The following is a 17,595-nucleotide window of genomic DNA, read 5'->3' on the forward strand; positions in this document are numbered from 1 at the left end:
CGGTACCCCGTCCCGTCGGCCCCGCGGACCACCCCTTGTGCCGCCCCGGCAGCGGCCGCCCCGGGGGCGGCCCCGGCCCGGGTCAGGAGACGGCCCGGGTCAGGAGACGGCCCGGTCAGGAGACGGCCCGGTCAGGAGACGGCCCGGTCAGGAGACGGCCGCGGCCGCCGCGCGGCCGGCCGCGCGGCCCGAGAAGATGCAGCCGCCGAGGAAGGTGCCCTCCAGGGCCCGGTACCCGTGGACGCCGCCGCCGCCGAAGCCCGCCGCCTCGCCCGCCGCGTAGAGGCCGGGGAGGGGTTCTCCCGTGGCGGTCAGGACGCGGGAGGAGAGGTCGGTCTCCAGGCCGCCCAGGGACTTGCGGGTCAGGATGGAGAGGCGGACGGCGATCAGCGGGCCCGCCGCGGGGTCCAGGATCCGGTGCGGGGCGGCGGTGCGGATCAGTTTGTCGCCGAGGTACTTGCGGGCGCCGTGGATCGCCGTGACCTGGAGGTCCTTGGTGAAGGGGTTGGCGATCTCCCGGTCGCGGGAGACGATCTCGCGGCGGACCGTCTCCTCGTCGAGGAGTCCGTCCTTCGTGATCGCGTTCATGCCGCGCACCAGCGCGGAGAGGTCCTTCTCGACGACGAAATCGGCGCCGTTGTCCATGAAGGCCTGCACCGGTCCGGGGACGGCCTGGCGCGCCCGGTCGATGACCCCGCGGACCGACTTGCCCGTCAGGTCCGGGTTCTGCTCGGAGCCGGAGAGCCCGAACTCCTTGCCGATGACGCGCTGGTTGAGGACGAACCAGGTGTGGTCATGGCCGGTCTTCATGATGTGGTCGAGCGTGCCGAGGGTGTCGAAGCCCGGGAAGAGCGGTACGGGCAGCCGCTTGCCGGTGGCGTCCAGCCAGAGCGAGGACGGGCCGGGCAGGATGCGGATGCCGTGCTTGGACCAGATCGGGTTCCAGTTCTCGATGCCCTCGGTGTAGTGCCACATCCGGTCCTTGTTGATGTGGCTGGCGCCGGCGCCTTCCGCGATGCCCAGCATCAGGCCGTCCACGTGGGCCGGGACACCGGAGAGCAGCCGCGCGGGCGGGGTGCCCAGGCGGGCCGGCCACTGGGCCCGTACGAGGTCGTGGTTGCCGCCGATGCCGCCGCTGGTCACGATCACGGCCTGGGCGCGCAGGGAGAACTCCCCGGTGGCCTCGCGGCCGCTCGCGGTGCCGCGGACGGCGTCGGAGGGGGCCAGGACCTCGCCGGTCACGGTGTCGAGGGTGCCCGCGGTACGGGAGAGCCCGGTGACCCGGTGCCGGAACTTCAGCTGGACCAGCCCGCGGGCCACCCCGGCCCGTACCCGGCGCTCGAAGGGCTCCACGAGGCCCGGGCCGGTGCCCCAGGTGATGTGGAAGCGGGGGACGGAGTTGCCGTGGCCGTTCGCGTCGTAGCCGCCGCGCTCCGCCCAGCCGACGACGGGGAAGAACCGGACGCCCTGGGCGTGCAGCCAGGGGCGCTTCTCGCCGGCCGCGAAGTCCACGTAGGCCTCGGCCCAGCGGCGCGGCCAGGCGTCCTCCTCGCGGTCGAAGCCGGCGGTGCCGGACCAGTCCTGGAGGGCCAGCTCGCGGGTGTCCTTGATCCGCATGCGGCGCTGTTCGGGCGAGTCGACGAAGAACAGGCCGCCGAAGGACCAGTGGGCCTGGCCGCCCATGGACTGCTCCGGCTCCTGGTCGAGCAGGATGACCTTGCGGCCGGCGTCGACGAGCTCGGCGGTGGCCACGAGGCCCGCGAGCCCGGCCCCGATCACGATCACGTCTGCGTCGTACGTCATGTGGAACCCGTCCTCCGTCGGTGGTGGGGCGATCCTTTGCTACGGAGCGGTAACCAGTCAATGGGAGCGGAGGATCACGGCATGAGCGCGGCCGACGAGGTACTGGACGTGGTGGACCGGGAGGACCGGGTGACGGGGCGCGCCCCGAGGGGCGAGGTGTACGCGGCGGGGCTGATCCACCGCTGCGTGTTCGTGCTGGCCAGGGACGGGCAGGGGCGGATCTTCACGCACCGGCGGACGGATTCGAAGCTGGTCTTCCCCGCGCACTACGACATGTTCGTGGGCGGGGTGGTCGGCGCCGGCGAGAGCTACGCGCGGGCCGCCCTGCGGGAGGCGGAGGAGGAGCTGGGGGTGACGGGGCTGGGGCGGCCCGAGCCGCTGTTCAAGTTTTTGTACGAGGGGCCGGCCTTGTACGAGGGGCCGGGCGGGGCCTGGTGGAGCTACGTGCACGAGGTCCGCTGCGAGCTGCCGGTCCGGCCGCAGGCCTCGGAGGTGGCCTGGCACGCGTGGCTACCCGAGGAGGAGGTGGCACGGCGGGTCGCGGACGGCTCGTGGCCGTGGGTGCCGGACGGGCTGGAGGCGTACCGCAGGCTGCTGGAGTTCCGCGGATCCGCTCCGGGCGCCGGGCGGGCGGGGCGCCAGTAGATTGGGCGGGTGATCGACTTCGTCAAGGACGTGCGGCTGTGGTTCGCGCCGGCTCGGGTGAGGGACGAGGGCGAGACCCCCGACTACCGCTTCTCGCTGGCCAACGAGCGGACCTTCCTGGCCTGGATCAGGACCGCCCTGGCCCTGATCGGCGGCGGGTTCGCCGTGGACCAGTTCCTGCCCGACCTGCGGTGGGCGGTGCGCGTGGCGATGGCCTTCGCGCTGCTCGCGGTGGGCGCGGCCTGCTCGCTGCGCGCGGTGAACCACTGGGTGCGGTGCGAGCGGGCCATGCGGCGCGGCGAGGACCTGCCGATGTCCCGGTTCCCGGTGGTGCTGAGCCTGGGGGTGGGGCTGGTCGCGGTGGCGATGGTGGTGGTCGTCCTGCTGGGCTGGACGAAGGGCCGGTGACGGGGCGGTGAGCGCCTCCGCCGGCGCCGCCGACCGCGAGGACCCCGGCGGCCGCGACGCGGGCCTGCAGCCCGAGCGGACCCGGCTCGCGTGGCGGCGTACGACCCTGTCCTGCGCGGTGGTGGCCGTACTGGCGCTGCGCCAGGCCCTGCACGGGTCCGGTTCCCTGGTGGCCGTCGCCGGGGTGGCGGTGATCGCGCTGCTCTGGCTGGCCTTCATGGGGGTGGCGCACCGGCGGGTGCGGGAGCTGGCGGCGGCGCGGCCGGCCGGGCTGGCGGTGGGTACGGCGCTGGCCGCGACGGCGTGCACGGTGGGCCTGGCGGTGTTCGCGGTGGCGCTCATCGTGTGAGCGGCCGGCCCCGGGCCGTCGGGCCGGCGGGCCCGCGCTCCGCGGCCCTCCGGCCGTCGGGCCGCGACCGGCCTTTCCCGGCATGCGACCCTAATGGCGGACAGATCGGTCGATTCAGGGCATATCTCCACTATCCTCGGCCGTCATGACGACCATGCACCAGGAACACCCCACGCACGAGCACTCCCACGGCGCCGACTGCGGCCACACCCCGGTCCAGCACGGGGACCACGTCGACTACGCGCACGACGGTCACCTGCACCGCGAGCACTCCGGCCACTGGGACGAGTGCGAGCCCGCCGGTCACACCGAGCACGCCGCCCACGCGCACGCGCACGGCCCGGACTGCGGGCACCAGTCCGTCCAGCACGGCAACCACGTCGACTACCTGCACGACGGGCACCGGCATGCCCAGCACGACGGCCACGTCGACGACCACTGACGAGCACCAACGACCACTGACGCACCCGAACCCTCCCCCCGCGGCCCGGTGACTGGCAGGATGCCGAAAGCCCGTCACCGCGACCCGGGGAGAGAGCGGATGCCCGCCGCAGAGCCGTACCTCGTCCAGCCCGCGCCCGGGGTCCACGCCTACGTGCAGCCGGACGGCGGCTGGTGCCTGAACAACGCCGGCTTCGTGACCGGCGGCGGCCGGACGCTGCTCGTGGACACGGCGGCCACCGAGCGGCGGGCGCTGGCCCTGCGCGCGGCGGTACTGGCCGCCGGCGCGCCGCTCCCCCGCACGGTGGTCAACACCCACCACCACGGGGACCACACCTACGGGAACGGCGTGTTCGCCCCGGAGGCGCTGGTCCTGGCGCACGAGAACGCGCGCTCCGAGCAGCTCGCCGCCGGGCGCCAGCTGGAGCTGATCTGGCCCGCGACCGACTTCGGCGCGCCGGACATCACCGCGCCCGATCTGACGTACACCGACCGGATGACCCTGCACGTCGGGGACACCGAGGTACGGGTCCTCCACCCGGGCGCGGCGCACACCACGGGCGATTCCATCGTGTGGCTGCCCGGGCAGCGGATCGTCTTCACCGGCGACCTGGTCTTCGCGGAGGGCACGCCCTTCCTGGCGATGGGCTCGCTGGCCGGTTCGCTGCGGGCGCTGGATCTGCTGCGCTCGCTGGACGCGGAGACGGTCGTACCGGGACACGGCCCGCTGACGGATCCCGGCGCGTACGAGGCCACCGAGCGCTATCTGCGGTACGTGGCCGAGCTGGCCCGGGAGGGCCGCGCGGAGGGGCTGACCCCGCTGGAGGCGGCCCGGCGGGCCGATCTCGGCGAGTTCGCCGCCTGGCGGGAGAGCGAGCGGCTGGTGGCCAACCTGCACCGGGCGTACGCGGAACTGGCCGGGGAGCCCGAGGGGGTACCGCTGGACATCCTGGCGGTGCTGCGGGACATGACCGTGATGAACGGCGGGACGCCGATCCTCTGCCACGCCTGACCGGGCGGGCCCGGCTCCGACGGGACGGCCCGGCCCGTGCACTCCGCTCCCTCCACCCACTGGACGGCATACCGACTGGTCGGCATGATGGTGCGCGTCCGTTCCGTCGTCGTCAACTCCGCACGGAGGCGCGCGCCATGACCTCAGCTCCCTCCCCTGACCCTTCCGGGGCCCCTTCCGGCCCGCGAGGGCTCGATCTGGAGCGGCTGCGCGGTCATCTCGACCGGGCGCTGCCGGGCCTGGCGGCCGGGCCGCTGACCGGCCGGCTGATCGAGGGCGGCCGCTCGAACCTCACGTACGAGGTGGGCGACGGGAGCTCCCGGTGGGTGGTGCGCAGGCCGCCGCTGGGGCACGTCCTGGCCACCGCGCACGACATGCGGCGCGAGCACCGGGTCATCGCGGCCCTGCACGGCACCGCGGTGCCGGTCCCCGAGCCGCTGCTGCTGTGCGAGGACGAGGCCGTGCTGGGGGCGCCGTTCTACGTCATGGAGTACGTGGACGGGGTGCCGTTCCGCACGGCCGGGCAGCTCGCCGCGCTGGGCCCCGAGCGGACCCGGCACGTGGTGCTGGACCTGGTGGACACCCTGGTGGACCTGCACGCGGTGGACCCGGAGGCGGTGGGTCTGGCCGATTTCGGGCGGCCCGAGGGGTTCCTGGACCGGCAGCTGCGCCGCTGGGGCAAGCAGCTCGCGGCCTCCCGGGGGCGGGAGCTCGCCGGGATCGACGAGCTGCACGGCGCCCTCGGGCGCGCCCTGCCCCTCTCCCCCGCGCCGACGGTGGTGCACGGGGACTTCCGGCTCGACAACGTGCTGGTCGCGGGATCCGCGTCCGGCACCGACGAGATCCGGGCGGTGCTGGACTGGGAGATGTCCACGCTCGGTGATCCGCTGACGGACCTCGGACTGCTGGTGATGTACAGCTCCGACCTGGGGCTGACCGACTCCCCGGTCAGCACGACCAGCGCGGCCCCCGGCCATCCGGCGCCCGCCGAGCTGATCGAGCGGTACGCGGCCCGCTCGGGCCGGGACGCCTCCCAGGTCGCCTGGTACACGGCCTTCGCCTGGTTCAAGCTCGCGGTGATCCTCGAAGGCATCCACTACCGCTTCACGCTCGGGCAGACCGTCGGCGCGGGCTTCGACCGGATCGGCGAGCTGGTTCCGGTCTTCATCGAGCACGGCCTGACCACACTCCGGCAACCGCACGAAGGCTGAGGAATTCCGATGGACTTCGCATTCGACGCCCGCACCGAGGAACTCCGCGGACGGCTCCTCACGTTCATGGAGGAGTACGTCTACCCGGCGGAACCCGTCGCCGCCGAGCAGCGCGCGCGGCTGGCCTCGCCCTGGGACACCCCGGCCGTGTTCGGTGAACTGAAGGCCGAGGCGCGCCGTCAGGGGCTGTGGAATCTCTTCCTCGTCAGCCAGCACAGCTTGCCCGGCGCGGAGTACGGCGCCGGGCTGACCAACCTCCAGTACGCCCCGCTCGCCGAGATCACCGGCCGCAGCCCGCACCTGGCGCCGACGGCGACGAACTGCGCGGCTCCGGACACCGGGAACATGGAGCTGCTCGCGCAGTTCGGGAACGAGGAGCAGAAGAAGCAGTGGCTGGAGCCGCTGCTGGCCGGGGAGATCCGGTCCGCGTTCGCGATGACCGAGCCGGAGGTGGCCTCCTCGGACGCCACGAACATCGAGACCCGCATCGAGCGGTCCGCCGACGGTGACGAGTACGTGATCACGGGCCGCAAGTGGTTCATCTCCGGAGCCATGAACCCGGACTGCAAGATCTTCATCGTCATGGGCAAGACCGACCCCGGGGGCGCCGACCCGCGCCGCCAGCAGTCCATGATCCTGGTCCCCCGGGACACTCCGGGGGTCGAGATCCGGCGCGCCATGACGGTGTACGGGTACGAGGACCACGACCACGGCGGTCACGCCGAGGTCGTCTTCGACGGAGCCCGGGTGCCGGCGGGGAACCTGATCGGTGAAGAGGGCGGCGGCTTCGCCATCGCCCAGGCCCGCCTCGGGCCGGGCCGGATCCACCACTGCATGCGGCTCATCGGCATGGCGGAGCGGGCCATCGAGCTGATGTGCCGGCGCGCGGTGGGCCGTACCGCCTTCGGCAAGGAGCTGGCCGCGCAGGGCGTCGTACAGAACTGGATCGCGGACGCCCGGGTCACCGTGGAGCAGCTGCGGCTGCTGGTGCTGAAGACCGCCTGGCTGATGGACACGGCCGGCAACCGGGGCGCGCACACCGAGATCCAGGCCATCAAGATCGCGACCCCGCGGGCGGTGGTGCGGATCCTGGACGACGCGGTGCAGCTGCACGGCGCCGGCGGGGTGAGCCAGGACTTCCCGCTGGCCGAGCTGTGGGCGGCGGCGCGGACGCTGCGGCTGGCGGACGGGCCGGACGAGGTGCACCAGCGCTCGCTGGCGCACCGGGAGCTGAAGCGGTACCGGTAGCCCTCCGGCGGGCGCGGGACGGGCGTGGCGGGCGCGGGACGGGCGTGGCGGGGGACTTCGGTCCCGCGGGACCGGACCTTTAATGGTCCAGACCACTCGGGGAGTCCGATATATTCGGTATTTCCCCCAGTGAAAGTGCCCCTCGCCATGCCCAGCTCCACCCTGGCCCCCGCCGCCGCGCCGCACGCCACGGCCTCCCCCGTCACCGCGCCGCAGGTCATGGCGAATCCCGGCCCGCTCGGCCTGGCGGCGTTCGCCCTCACCACCTTCGTGCTCAGCCTCTTCAACTCGGGGCTGATCTCGAACGCCGCGCTCAGCGCGGTCGTACTGCCGCTGGCGCTGTTCTATGGCGGCCTCGCGCAGTTCGTGGCGGGCATCCTGGAGTTCCGCCGCGGCAACACCTTCGGGACCACGGCGTTCGTCTCGTACGGCGCGTTCTGGATGTCCTTCGCCGGCTACGTGAAGTTCGTCGTCCCCGCGCTGCCGGCCGACCAGGCGCACGTGGCGACCGGCTGGTTCCTCGTGGGCTGGTTCATCTTCACCGCGTACATGTCGATCGCCGCCATGAAGCTGGACGTCGCGCACCGCGTGCTGTTCGTCTCGCTGGCGCTGACCTTCCTGTTCCTCGCCCTCGGCGACCTGGCGCAGAGCACGGCGCTGGGCCACACCGGCGGCTTCCTCGGCCTCTTCACCGCGGGCGTCGCCTGGTACATCTCCTTCGCCGTGGTCGCCAAGGAGACCTGGGGCCGCGAGGTCGCACCGCTCGGCTAGGGCTTCTCCACGGGCCCGGCCACGGGCCCGGCGACGGGCGCGGCGACCGGCACGGTGTTGCCCGCCGCGGCCCCGATGACCTCGTCCAGCACCTCACGGGACCGGATCAGATCGGCGATCAGCCGGTCGATCCGGTCCCGTTCCGTTGCCAGCTCGGCGACGAGCGCGGGCGTGGCCCGTACGTTCGGCCCGCCGTCCGCGTCGCGCATGCAGGGCAGGATCTGCCCGATCTTCGCGCTGTGCAGCCCGGCCGCGTAGAGCTCCTGGATCCGGATGACCCGGTCCACCGCCCGCTCCGCGTAGTCGCGGTGGCCGCCGGGCGTCCGCCACGGCCGGCCTGATCATCGCCGAGGGCACCGCGCCGAGCGCCGTGGGCCAGGCCTATCCGAACGTCCCCGGCATCCACACCGCGGAGCAGATCGCGGCTGGCGCCGGGTCACCGAAGCGGTGCGGACGGGAGCCGACGGCCGGGGCGGCGGTGCGGCGATGTTCCTCCAGCTCGAACACGGCGGCCGGGTCGGGCACCCCGACACCAGCGGTCACGTACCGCTCGCGCCGTCCGCCGTGCGGCTCCCCGAGCGGCTGCACACCCCCGGCGGGCTGCGGGACGCCCCCGTTCCGCGCGCGATGACGGCCGGGGAGATCCGGTCCGCCGTCGCCGACTTCGCCACCGCGGCCCGCAATGCCGTGGCGGCCGGGTTCGCGGGGGTGGAGGTGCACGCCGCCAACGGCTTCCTGCCCCACCAGTTCCTGGCGCGGGGCACCAACCTGCGGACCGACGAGTGGGGCGGTCCGGTGGAGCACCGGACCCGGTTCACCGTCGAGGTGGTGCGGGCCGTCGCGGGAGCCATCGGCCGGGAGCGGGTCGGCGTACGCGTCTCGCCCGGGGTGGGCGTCAACGGCATCGAGGAGGGCGACACCGAGGCGATCTACCCGGCGCTGCTGGAGGCCCTGGCGGAGATCGGCCCGGCCTATCTCCACGTCCTCTACGCCGGCGGGCAGCGGGCCCGGTTCCAGGAGCACCGGAAGGCCTGGCCGGGCACCCTGATCGCCAACCAGCAGCTCTCCCGGGAGCAGTTCGCGGCCGACGGCGGCAAGGGCGTCGCCGAACGGCTCCTGGCCGAGGGCGCCGACCTGGTCTCGCTGGGCCGGGGCTTCCTCGCCAACCCCGACTTCGTGGAGCGGCTGCGGGCGGACGCCCCGCTCAAGGAGATCCGCTCCGAGTTCCTGATGCACGTACAGGGGGCGGAGGGGTACAACGACTACCCCGTGCTCCACCCCTCGCTCCACCCCGCGCCCGCTACGGGCGCAGCGCCCGCATCAGCAGGTCCGCGAGGTGATCGGCCACCTGCTGCGGCGTGAGCGGGCCGTCCTCGCGGTACCAGGTCGACAGGTGGTGGACGGAGCCGAAGTGGTAGTCCACCACCAGGTCGGCCGGGGTGGCGTCGGAGAAGACCCCGGCGGCCTGGCCCTCCTCGACCAGGGCGCGGAAGCGCTCGTGGTAGCGCCGGCGCTCCGACCGGACCTGCTTGAACTTCTCCGGGCTCAGCTGGTGCATGGAGCGGAAGAAGATCGCCGCGTCGTCCAGGTTCTCGATCGTGGTGACCACCACGTCGGCGGCCGCGGCGCGCAGCCGCTCCTCCACCGGGGCGTCGGAACCGGCCACCGCGTCGAGCCGCTGCTGCTGGAGCCGCAGCATGCGCGCGTACACCTCGTGCAGCAGGTCGTCCTTGGATCCGAAGTAGTGGTAGAGCGCGCCCTTGGTGACCCCGGCCGCCTCGACGATCTCCTGGACCGAGGTGCGGTCGTAGCCGCGTTCGGCGAACAGCCTGGTCGCGACGGCGAGGAGCCGGCGCGGTACCGGGGCCTCGTGCGCCCCGACGGTCTCCGTCGTGGTCTTGGCGGCCATGGCTGTCGCCTCCCTTTCGTGGTGCTCGCGTGTGCGGGCGCGCGGACGCGGTCCGGCCGTTTTCAGCCGTGGTCGCGCGTCCGTAGTTCCCGTCGCAGGATCTTGCCACTGGTCGTCTTCGGAAGGACAGGCAGGATCTCCACCCGGCGCGGGTATTTGTACGCGGCGAGGCGCTCGGCGCAGTACGCGGAGAGCTCGGCCGGGTCCGCCTCCGTCCCGGGGCGCAGACTGACGTAGGCCTTCACGCTCTCCCCGCGGTAGGGGTCCGGGATGCCGACGACGGCCGCTTCGCACACGGCGGGGTGGGTGTAGAGCACGTCCTCCACCTCGCGCGGCCAGACCTTGAAACCGGAGGCGTTGATCATGTCCTTCTTGCGGTCGACCACGTAGAGCCAGCCCTCGGGATCCATGAACCCGACGTCTCCGGTGCGCAGTTCGCCGTCCGGGAAGGCCTTGGCGGTGTCGGCGGGCAGACCCCAGTAACCGGGGACGACCTGGGGTCCGCGGACGGCTATCTCCCCGGTCTCGCCGAAGGGGACCTCGGCGCCGCTCTCGTCGAGGATCCGTACGAGGGTGTCGGCGCCGGGCACGCCCACCGAGAGGGTGCCCGAGGCCGTGTCCACGGGGGCTTCGCGGTGGACGGGTACGGAGGCGCAGGGGGCGGTGCACTCGGTGAGGCCGTAGCCGTTGCGCAGGTAGAAGCCGTAGGCGGCGCGCAGGCGTTCGACCAGGGCGGGCGGCAGCGGGGCGCCCCCGGAGGAGACCACCCGGAACGAGGCGAAGTGGTCCGGGGTCGCCCGGGGGTGGGCGGCGAGCGCCATGAAGGCGGTGGCCGGGCCCACGGTGTAGGCGGGGCGGTGTTCGAGGAAGGCGTCGAGGACGGCTCCGGCGTCGAAGCGGTGGGCGAGGACCAGGGTGCCGGCGTTGGTGAAGCAGGCGGCGAGCTCGCACACCATGCCGGTGATGTGGAAGAGCGGGGCGAGCGCGAAGTAGCCGGCCCCCTCGGGGAGGGGGTGGCCGGTCACCTGGCGGACGGCGTTGTGGGTGAGGGCACCGTGCGGGTTCATGGCGCCCTTGGGGGTGCCGCTGGTGCCGGAGGTGTAGCTGATCAGGGCGGTGTCGGCGGCCGTGAGGTCCGGGTCGGGCGGGGCGGGGTGGCCCCGGCGGGCCACTGTGGCGAGGTCGGCGGCGTCGGCCGGCTGTTCCGGGCGGCCCGGCACGAGGACCCGTACGTCGTCGCGGGTCTGGAAGTCCAGGTCACAGGCGGTCAGGACGGTGCGTACGGCGGTCTCGTGCGCGGCCCCGCGCAGGTACGCGGACCAGGCGCGGGCCTCGCAGACCAGGGCGGTGGCCCCGGAGTCGCGCAGGATGTGGCCGACCTCGCCGGACTTGTACATGGGGTTGAGCGGGACCACGACCGCCCCGGCCTTCCAGGCGGCCAGGACGGCGAGCACGAAGTGCGGGGTGTTCTGGAGCATGACCGCGACCCGGTCCCCGCGGCGGGTGCCGCGGGCGGCGAGGTGCCCGGCGAGGGAGTCGGAGAGGGCGTCGGCCTCGGCGTAGGTGAGGCGGCCGTCGAAGTAGGCGAGGGCGGTGTGGCCGGGGGCGCGGGCGGCGGCGGCGCGGAACGCGTGCAGCACGCTGGGCGGGGGCGCGATCGGGGCCCGCTGGACCGGGCTGAGCAGGCCCAGCCAGGGTTTGGCGGCGTAGCGGGAGGCGGGGGCGGACGGGTCCGGGGCCGACGACGGGCCGGCCGGGGCGGGCGCCTGGGCCGACGGGTCCGGGGGCGAGGCCGGGGGCGAGGCCGGGAGCGGGACCGGGGGCGAGGCCGGCAGCGGGGCCGGGGGCTTGGTGTCTGCGGTCACCGGGTCTCCCACTTGCGCTGGAGGTGGTTCATGCCGCTCAGCCAGCGGTCCGGGTCGGTGGCCCGGGACGCGTAGAAGTCCGCGACCTCGGGGTGCGGGAGGATCAAGAACCGGCCCTTCTCCATGCCGTCGAACAGGGCGTCCGCGACCGCTTCCGGTGTGATCGCGGTCGGCGCCAGGACCAGCTCGCCCGCCGATCCGGCCGCGGTGAGCATGTCGGTCCGCACCCCCTGCGGGCAGATGGCGTGGACCTGGAGCCCGCGGTGGCGGTAGGTCAGCGAGAGCCATTCCGCGAAGGCGAGCGCGCCGTGCTTGGTGACACTGTACGGGGCCGCTCCGATCATGGTCAGCAGTCCGGCGGCCGAGACGGTGGACACGAAACGGCCGCTCCCGCGCTCCAGCCAGTCGGGCAGCAGCAGCCGGGCGGCGCGGACGTGGGCCATGACGTTGGTGTCCCAGGCCGTCTCCCAGACGGCCTCGTCGGCGAAGGCGTCGCCGCCGGAGGCCAGGCCCGCGTTGGCGCAGTAGACGTCCACGGTGCCGCCGAGCGCCTCGCGGGCCTCGGCGGCCACGGCCGAGGCGTCGCCGGGCACCGCGACGGCGCGGGCGCCGATCGCCTCGGCGACGGAGGCGGCCTTGGCGGGGTCGAGGTCGTTGACCGCCACGGTCGCCCCCTCGGCGGCGAAGCGGTGGGCGAGGGCGGCTCCGATGCCGCCGCCCGCGCCGGTGACGACGACTCGCTGGTCCTGGAACGCGTTCACGGGTCCGCCCTTCGTGTGGTCGTGCCTTGGGTGCATGGGGTGTCCTGGGTGCATGGGGTGTCCTGAGTGCCTCGGCGCCCCGAGTGGCTGCGCCGCCTGCCGGAACACCGGCAGACTAACCAGTCGGTATGTCCGGGTGGAAGGGTGCGGAGCCCTACTTTGGCGCGATGACGCTGTCGCGACGCGGGTTGCTGGGTCTGGCCGGGGCGGCGGGCGCCGCGGGCGCCCTGGGGGCGGGAGCCCCGGGAACGCGGGTGCCGGGCACGCCCGGCGGCCGGGTGCGGACCGGGTTCGAGGGGCTCGCCGCGGACGGGTACGCCGTACTGGCAGGGCAGCGGGTCGGGGTGGTCACCAACCCGACCGGCATCACCGCGGACGCCCGCCACCTGGTCGACGTCCTGCACGCGGACGAACGCGTGGACCTCGTCGCGGTGTTCGGCCCCGAGCACGGCTTCCGGGGCACGGCCCAGGCGGGCGGTTCGGAGGGGGCCGGGCGGGACCCGGCGACCGGGCTGCCCGTGTACGACACGTACGACAAGAGCGGGCAGCGCCTCGCGGACGTCTTCACGGCGGCCGGGGTCGACACCGTCGTCTTCGACATCCAGGACGTCGGCGCCCGCTTCTACACCTACATCTGGACCCTCTACGACTGCATGCGCGCGGCGGCGCTCGCCGGCAAGGCGGTGGTGGTGCTGGACCGCCCCAACCCGGTCGGCGCCCGGCGGGCGGCCGGGCCCGTCCTGCAGCGCCCGTACGCGAGCTTCGTGGGCCGGGAGCCGATCGCGCTGGCGCACGGGATGACGGCGGGCGAGCTGGCCGGGCTCTTCGCGGGGGAGTTCCTGCGGGGAGCCGGCGCCGCACCGCGGCTGGAGGTGGTGCGGATGACCGGCTGGCGGCGGGAGTCCTTCTTCGAGGAGACCGGGCTGCCCTGGGTGCCGCCGAGCCCGAACATGCCGACGCCGGGCACGGCCCTGGCGTATGCCGGGACCTGCCTGTTCGAGGGGACGAACCTGTCGGAGGCGCGCGGCACCACCACCCCCTTCGAGCTGGTCGGCGCGGAGGGCGTGGACCGGCGGTGGGCCGAGGCGGCGAACGCGCTGGAGCTGCCCGGGGTCTGGTTCCGGGAGGCCTATTTCACGCCTTCCTTCTCCAAGCACGCCGGGAAGACCTGCGGCGGGGTCCGGCTGCTCGTCCACGACCGGGAGGCCTTCGATCCGGTACGGGCCGGGATCGGGCTGCTGGTCACCGCGCGGCGGGTGTGGAGCGGCTTCGCCTGGCGTTCCGACCAGTGGATCGACCGGCTGACGGGCTCGGACCGGGTCCGGCGGATGGTCGACGCGGGGGCGGGCGTGGAGGAGGTCGCGGGCGACTGGGCGACCGGGCTGGCCCGGTTCGCGGCGGTGCGGGAGGAATACCTGCTGTATCCGTGAACCGGCTGGTGCGCAGGGGCTGGCCGGGCGCCCTGTTCCGCAGGATGCTGCGGAACAGGAACACGGCGTGGAGGGGGCGTCATGGTGCACATCGGCGGGGCGGTGCCCGCGGGAGCTACGGGGACGACGGCGGCGGGGATCGGGGCCCGGCCGTACGTGGAGCTGACCTTCGACGCGCAGGGCGACGCGGGCCCGGGGGCGCGGGAGGCGGTCTTCGGGATCGAGGCCACGGACCTGCTGGTCTTCGCCCACGGATGGAACTCCGACCGGTCCACCGCGATCCGGCTCTTCGACCGGTTCTACGCCCCCTTCGCGGATCTGGTGGGGACCGGGGTGCGGCTGGGGTACGTGGGGGTCGTGTGGCCCTCGATCCGCTTCTCGGACGAGCCGATACCCGACTTCGACGTCCGTGGCGCCGTGGGCGGAGCCGGGGGTGGAGCCGGGGGCTCGGGGAGTGCCGGTGAGCCTGGCCACGGTACGGCCCTGGACCCGGCGACCCGGCGGGCCCTCGGCGCGTTCTGGCCCGGCCGGGCGGCGGAGCTGGACCGGATCGCCGAGCTGCTGGAGGAGCGGCCCACGCACGACGGCGGCTTCACGGAGTTCGGCGCGCTGGTACGGGAGCTGGCCGGCGTGGACGGAGTGGGCACGGGCGACGATCTGGCGGCGGCCTTCGCCCCGCGCGAGGTGCCGGACTTCCTCAGCGGGGACGTCCTGCGGGTGTGCCGGGAGTTCACCGAGGCCCTGACCGAGGCGGGCGCCACGCTCCCCGGGGACTCCGGGGACTCCGGGGACTCCGGGGACTCCGGGGACTCCGGGGACTCCGGGGACTCCGGGGACTCCGGGGACTCCGGGGACTCCCCCGGCTTCTCGGCCGGCGGCGGGGGGCGGACGCTGTGGAACGGCGCCAAGGAGGTGCTGCGGCAGGCCACGTACTACCAGATGAAGGCCCGTGCCGGGGTGGTCGGCGAGCACGGCCTCGGGCCGCTGCTGGCGGAGCTGGCCGGCCGCCGCCCGGCCCTGCGGGTGCACCTCATCGGGCACAGCTTCGGCGGCCGGGTGGTCTCCTTCGCGCTGCGCGCGCTGCCGTCCGGGGCGCGGAACGTGAAGTCCCTGACCCTCCTCCAAGGGGCCTTCTCCCACTACGCGTTCGCCGACAGCCTGCCGCACGACCGGGGGCGCGGGGGCGCCCTGCGCGGGCTGCAGGGCAGGATCGACGGGCCGCTGACGGCCTGCCATTCCTCCTACGACTCCTCCCTCAAGGTGTTCTATCCGCTGGCCTCCCGGATGGCCGGCGATTCGGCCGGTCTGCTCGGTTTCGACGAGCGGTGGGGCGCGATCGGGCACGACGGGGTGCGGGGGGTGCCGGGAACCCCCCGGCTGACCCTGGACGCGGCGCTGCGGGGCGGCCTGCCCGCGGCGGGCTGCGTCAGCGTGGACGCGGGCTCCGTGGTCCGGCGCGGCGGGGCTCCGTCGGGGGCGCACAGCGACATCTGCCACGAGGAGCTGGCCCGGCTGGTGGTGGTCGCGGGGCGCATGGGGCGCTGAGTTCCGGCCATGTGCCACCCGTACGCCTCGACCGCCCCCGCATGCGCCCGCACAAGGCCGGGCATGTTGGGCACACGGCGCCGGTCCTGTGGGGAACACAGCGCGGCGGGCACGGCGCCCGGTGCTGGGCGCTCGGCGGAGGTGAAGGTGCGATGGCGGGATTCCGGAGTCTGGCCCATCAGGTGCGCGACGCGCGCAACGACAGGGCCCTGCGACGCCATTCGCTGCGCCGCTGCCTGGAGCGGTTCGCCCCGTACGGGCACCGCGCGACGTGGTGGCACCTGTGCGACCGGCACGGGATCGGCCCCGAGGACCGGGCCGCGGACCCCTCGCGGCTGGTGGCCGCGCTGGAGGAGCTGGAGGAGGCGCGGGCGGTCTGGCTGGCGTACGAACGGCAGTTCGCGGAGCGTCGGCGGCGCGAGAAGCACGACGGGCTGCGGCGGCCCGAGTGGGCCTGGAGCGGCAGCGGGGACGCGGTGGTGCGGTGCGCCGATCCGGGCGTGCGGCCGCAGGGGGCGCTGGGCGAGGTGCTGAGACGGCTGGTGGAGGCGCTGGAGTCGGAGCCGGGGACGGCGTGTCCGGTGTGCGGGGCGCGGGAGTTGCACTGGCCGGCGCCGTCGGCGGCCGCCGGGGCTCCGGCCATCGGGGCTTCGGCCGCCGGGGCTTCGGCCGCCGGGGCTTCGGCCATCGGGGCTTCGGCCATCGGAGCTTCGGCCATCGGAGCTTCGGCCGCTGGGTGGGCGTGGGACGGGCCGGTGTGCGCGGGCTGCGGAATCGTGGTGCCGAGACCGGCGCTCGCGGACACGGCGCTCCAGGGCGCCGATCTGGCGGGGGCGGCGTGAGCTGGGCGGCAGGCGGGGCAGGGACGGGAGCGGGAGGCGGAGCCGCGGTGGGAGCCGAGCCGACTCTGGTGGTGTCGCTGAACGGGTCCCGGGGCGCCGCCGACGGGACGGCCGTCCCCGTGAGCCCCGAGGACCTGGTGGAGGCCGCGCTGGCGGCGGTGGCCGCCGGGGCCCGGGAGGTGCTGGTCCACGCACGCACCCCGTGCGGCCGCGAGAGCCTCTCGCCCCGGGTGGTCGGACCGCTGCTGGAGGCCCTGCGCGACGCGGGCCTCGGCGGCGGGACCCGAGCCCCGGGCGGTCCCGGGCCCGGCGGCGGGGTGGCGGCCTCCGCGACGGTGGGCGTGGCCGTGGGGGTGCCCGTGGCCGTGGGCGTGCCCGTCGGCGTGGCCGTGCCCGTCGGCGCGAGCGTGCCCGTCGGCGTGGCCGTGGGGGTGGGGGCCGAGCCGGATCACGCCGCGCGGCTGGCGCGGGTGCGGAGCTGGACGGGGCTGCCCGACCGGGCGGTGGTGCGGTTCGCGGAGCCGGGAGCCCGGGAGCTGGCCGAGGCGCTGCTGGAGCGCGGGGTGGCGGTGGACGCGGAGGTCCCGGTGGGCGGGGATCCCGGCCCGGCCGCGCGGTTCCTCGCCTGGCCCCTACGGGATCCCGCGCGGGTCCGGCTCCTCGCCGAGCTGGGCTCCGCCGACCCTCGGCCCGTCGCCGAGCTGCTGCGCCGGCTGCCGCCGGTGCCGGTGCTGCTGTTCGGGCGGGAGGCGGTGGCCTGGCCGGCGCTGCGGCTGGCCGCGCGGTACGGCACCGGGGCGCGGATCGGCGTAGGAGACGTGCTGCACCTGCCGGACGGGCGGGTGGCGCGGTCGAACGCCGAGCTGGTCGCGGCGGCGGCCCGCGCGCGGGAGGTCACAACAGCCGCGACCCGGTGAGGCGTTCGCCGAAGACGTCGTCCGGGTTGGAGAGCGCGCAGTTCTCCAGGGACAGGCACCCGCAGCCGATGCAGTCGGTCAAATGATCGCGCAGGCGGCCGAGTTGGGCTATCCGCTGATCGAGTTCGGCGCGCCAGCTCTCGGAAAGCCGGGCCCAGTCCTCGCGGTTGGGGGTGCGGCCTTCGGGGAGCTGGGCGAGTGCGTCGCGGATGCTGGCGAGCGGGATGCCGACGCGCTGGGCGGCCCGTACGAACGCCACGCGGCGCAGCGCGTCACGGGTGTAGCGGCGCTGGTTTCCGGACGTGCGGCGGCTGCTGATCAGGCCCTTGGCCTCGTAGAAGTGCAGGGCGGAGACGGCCGCACCGCTGCGGGCGGACAGCTGGCCGACGGTGAGCTCATGGACCTTCTCGGGAATCTGCGGCACACCGCCGAGGGTAA

General features: G+C 74.6%; 18 protein-coding genes and 1 pseudogene. 13 read left to right on the forward strand and 6 right to left on the reverse strand.

The window, feature by feature from the left end:
• Positions 1–147: 147 nt before the first annotated feature.
• On the reverse strand, positions 148–1,803 hold the full coding sequence (locus ACIQV3_RS17840; RefSeq protein ID WP_403713325.1) for an FAD-binding dehydrogenase: 1,656 nt from the start codon (positions 1,801–1,803) through the stop codon (positions 148–150).
• A gap of 81 nt (positions 1,804–1,884) precedes the next feature.
• Here ACIQV3_RS17840 and ACIQV3_RS17845 point away from each other — a divergent pair, with 81 nt between their 5' ends.
• From ACIQV3_RS17845 to ACIQV3_RS17880, 8 genes are all read left to right on the forward strand, one after another.
• Positions 1,885–2,448: an NUDIX hydrolase gene (locus ACIQV3_RS17845; protein WP_403713326.1), complete on the forward strand. Its 564-nt coding sequence runs from the start codon at positions 1,885–1,887 to the stop codon at positions 2,446–2,448.
• A 9-nt stretch (positions 2,449–2,457) separates the two neighbouring features.
• Positions 2,458–2,856, forward strand: coding sequence for a YidH family protein (locus ACIQV3_RS17850; protein ID WP_266959025.1), 399 nt, complete (start codon positions 2,458–2,460; stop codon positions 2,854–2,856).
• Between the two features lie 7 nt (positions 2,857–2,863).
• Complete coding sequence (locus ACIQV3_RS17855) at positions 2,864–3,205, forward strand: DUF202 domain-containing protein (RefSeq protein WP_403713327.1); 342 nt, start codon at positions 2,864–2,866, stop codon at positions 3,203–3,205.
• A 145-nt stretch (positions 3,206–3,350) separates the two neighbouring features.
• The gene (locus tag ACIQV3_RS17860) at positions 3,351–3,647 is read left to right on the forward strand and encodes a hypothetical protein (RefSeq protein ID WP_403713328.1); all 297 of its coding nucleotides are present in this window, start codon (positions 3,351–3,353) and stop codon (positions 3,645–3,647) included.
• Positions 3,648–3,746: 99 nt separating this feature from the next.
• Positions 3,747–4,658, forward strand: coding sequence for an MBL fold metallo-hydrolase (locus tag ACIQV3_RS17865; RefSeq protein WP_403713329.1), 912 nt, complete (start codon positions 3,747–3,749; stop codon positions 4,656–4,658).
• 137 nt (positions 4,659–4,795) lie between these two features.
• Complete coding sequence (locus tag ACIQV3_RS17870) at positions 4,796–5,869, forward strand: phosphotransferase family protein (RefSeq protein WP_403713330.1); 1,074 nt, start codon at positions 4,796–4,798, stop codon at positions 5,867–5,869.
• Positions 5,870–5,878: 9 nt separating this feature from the next.
• Positions 5,879–7,117: an acyl-CoA dehydrogenase family protein gene (locus tag ACIQV3_RS17875; protein WP_403713331.1), complete on the forward strand. Its 1,239-nt coding sequence runs from the start codon at positions 5,879–5,881 to the stop codon at positions 7,115–7,117.
• A 147-nt stretch (positions 7,118–7,264) separates the two neighbouring features.
• Positions 7,265–7,888, forward strand: a complete 624-nt coding sequence (locus ACIQV3_RS17880; protein ID WP_403713332.1) for an acetate uptake transporter — start codon at positions 7,265–7,267, stop codon at positions 7,886–7,888.
• On the opposite strand, the pseudogene ACIQV3_RS17885 reads toward ACIQV3_RS17880, so the two are convergent.
• Positions 7,885–8,214: pseudogene (locus ACIQV3_RS17885) on the reverse strand (MerR family transcriptional regulator); the annotation flags it as partial. The gene ACIQV3_RS17880 and the pseudogene ACIQV3_RS17885 sit on opposite strands and share 4 nt — an antisense overlap.
• A 121-nt stretch (positions 8,215–8,335) precedes the next feature.
• Here ACIQV3_RS17885 and ACIQV3_RS17890 point away from each other — a divergent pair.
• Entirely contained in the window at positions 8,336–9,250 is a 915-nt protein-coding gene (locus tag ACIQV3_RS17890) for an alkene reductase (protein WP_403713333.1), read from the forward strand.
• Here ACIQV3_RS17890 and ACIQV3_RS17895 read toward each other — a convergent pair.
• The 3 genes from ACIQV3_RS17895 to ACIQV3_RS17905 form a co-directional block, all read right to left on the reverse strand.
• Positions 9,189–9,797 (reverse strand): TetR/AcrR family transcriptional regulator, encoded by a 609-nt coding sequence (locus ACIQV3_RS17895; RefSeq protein ID WP_266876698.1) that lies wholly within the window; start codon positions 9,795–9,797, stop codon positions 9,189–9,191. The two genes, ACIQV3_RS17890 and ACIQV3_RS17895, sit on opposite strands and share 62 nt — an antisense overlap.
• Before the next feature lie 62 nt (positions 9,798–9,859).
• Complete coding sequence (locus tag ACIQV3_RS17900; RefSeq protein WP_403713429.1) at positions 9,860–11,488, reverse strand: class I adenylate-forming enzyme family protein; 1,629 nt, start codon at positions 11,486–11,488, stop codon at positions 9,860–9,862.
• A gap of 170 nt (positions 11,489–11,658) precedes the next feature.
• On the reverse strand, positions 11,659–12,459 hold the full coding sequence (locus ACIQV3_RS17905) for an SDR family oxidoreductase (protein WP_403713334.1): 801 nt from the start codon (positions 12,457–12,459) through the stop codon (positions 11,659–11,661).
• Positions 12,460–12,590: 131 nt separating this feature from the next.
• Here ACIQV3_RS17905 and ACIQV3_RS17910 point away from each other — a divergent pair, with 131 nt between their 5' ends.
• From ACIQV3_RS17910 to ACIQV3_RS17925, 4 genes are all read left to right on the forward strand, one after another.
• Positions 12,591–13,853, forward strand: a complete 1,263-nt coding sequence (locus ACIQV3_RS17910; RefSeq protein WP_403713335.1) for an exo-beta-N-acetylmuramidase NamZ domain-containing protein — start codon at positions 12,591–12,593, stop codon at positions 13,851–13,853.
• An 81-nt stretch (positions 13,854–13,934) separates the two neighbouring features.
• Entirely contained in the window at positions 13,935–15,398 is a 1,464-nt protein-coding gene (locus tag ACIQV3_RS17915; RefSeq protein WP_403713336.1) for a serine-threonine protein kinase, read from the forward strand.
• A gap of 152 nt (positions 15,399–15,550) precedes the next feature.
• Positions 15,551–16,240, forward strand: a complete 690-nt coding sequence (locus ACIQV3_RS17920) for a hypothetical protein (protein WP_403713337.1) — start codon at positions 15,551–15,553, stop codon at positions 16,238–16,240.
• Between the two features lie 47 nt (positions 16,241–16,287).
• A complete protein-coding gene (locus tag ACIQV3_RS17925) occupies positions 16,288–17,157 on the forward strand; it encodes a 3-keto-5-aminohexanoate cleavage protein (RefSeq protein ID WP_403713338.1) in 870 nt (289 codons plus the stop codon).
• Here ACIQV3_RS17925 and soxR read toward each other — a convergent pair.
• Positions 17,135–17,581, reverse strand: coding sequence for a redox-sensitive transcriptional activator SoxR (gene soxR / locus ACIQV3_RS17930; RefSeq protein WP_389690891.1), 447 nt, complete (start codon positions 17,579–17,581; stop codon positions 17,135–17,137). The genes ACIQV3_RS17925 and soxR overlap by 23 nt on opposite strands.
• Positions 17,582–17,595 lie beyond the last annotated feature (14 nt).

It is taken from the genome of Streptomyces sp. NPDC099050 (genome assembly GCF_044759865.1).
Taxonomy (GTDB): Bacteria; Actinomycetota; Actinomycetes; order Streptomycetales; family Streptomycetaceae; genus Streptomyces.

Excerpts from the sequence above, each read along its gene's own strand:
- ACIQV3_RS17840 (WP_403713325.1), bottom strand. The coding sequence starts at position 1,803 with ATGACGTACGACGCAGACGTGATCGTGATCGGGGCCGGGCTCGCGGGC.
- ACIQV3_RS17845 (WP_403713326.1), top strand. The coding sequence starts at position 1,885 with ATGAGCGCGGCCGACGAGGTACTGGACGTGGTGGACCGGGAGGACCGG.
- ACIQV3_RS17860 (WP_403713328.1), top strand. The coding sequence starts at position 3,351 with ATGACGACCATGCACCAGGAACACCCCACGCACGAGCACTCCCACGGC.
- ACIQV3_RS17865 (WP_403713329.1), top strand. The coding sequence starts at position 3,747 with ATGCCCGCCGCAGAGCCGTACCTCGTCCAGCCCGCGCCCGGGGTCCAC.
- ACIQV3_RS17870 (WP_403713330.1), top strand. The coding sequence starts at position 4,796 with ATGACCTCAGCTCCCTCCCCTGACCCTTCCGGGGCCCCTTCCGGCCCG.
- ACIQV3_RS17875 (WP_403713331.1), top strand. The coding sequence starts at position 5,879 with ATGGACTTCGCATTCGACGCCCGCACCGAGGAACTCCGCGGACGGCTC.
- ACIQV3_RS17880 (WP_403713332.1), top strand. The coding sequence starts at position 7,265 with ATGCCCAGCTCCACCCTGGCCCCCGCCGCCGCGCCGCACGCCACGGCC.
- ACIQV3_RS17895 (WP_266876698.1), bottom strand. The coding sequence starts at position 9,797 with ATGGCCGCCAAGACCACGACGGAGACCGTCGGGGCGCACGAGGCCCCG.
- ACIQV3_RS17905 (WP_403713334.1), bottom strand. The coding sequence starts at position 12,459 with ATGCACCCAAGGCACGACCACACGAAGGGCGGACCCGTGAACGCGTTC.
- ACIQV3_RS17910 (WP_403713335.1), top strand. The coding sequence starts at position 12,591 with ATGACGCTGTCGCGACGCGGGTTGCTGGGTCTGGCCGGGGCGGCGGGC.
- ACIQV3_RS17915 (WP_403713336.1), top strand. The coding sequence starts at position 13,935 with ATGGTGCACATCGGCGGGGCGGTGCCCGCGGGAGCTACGGGGACGACG.
- ACIQV3_RS17920 (WP_403713337.1), top strand. The coding sequence starts at position 15,551 with ATGGCGGGATTCCGGAGTCTGGCCCATCAGGTGCGCGACGCGCGCAAC.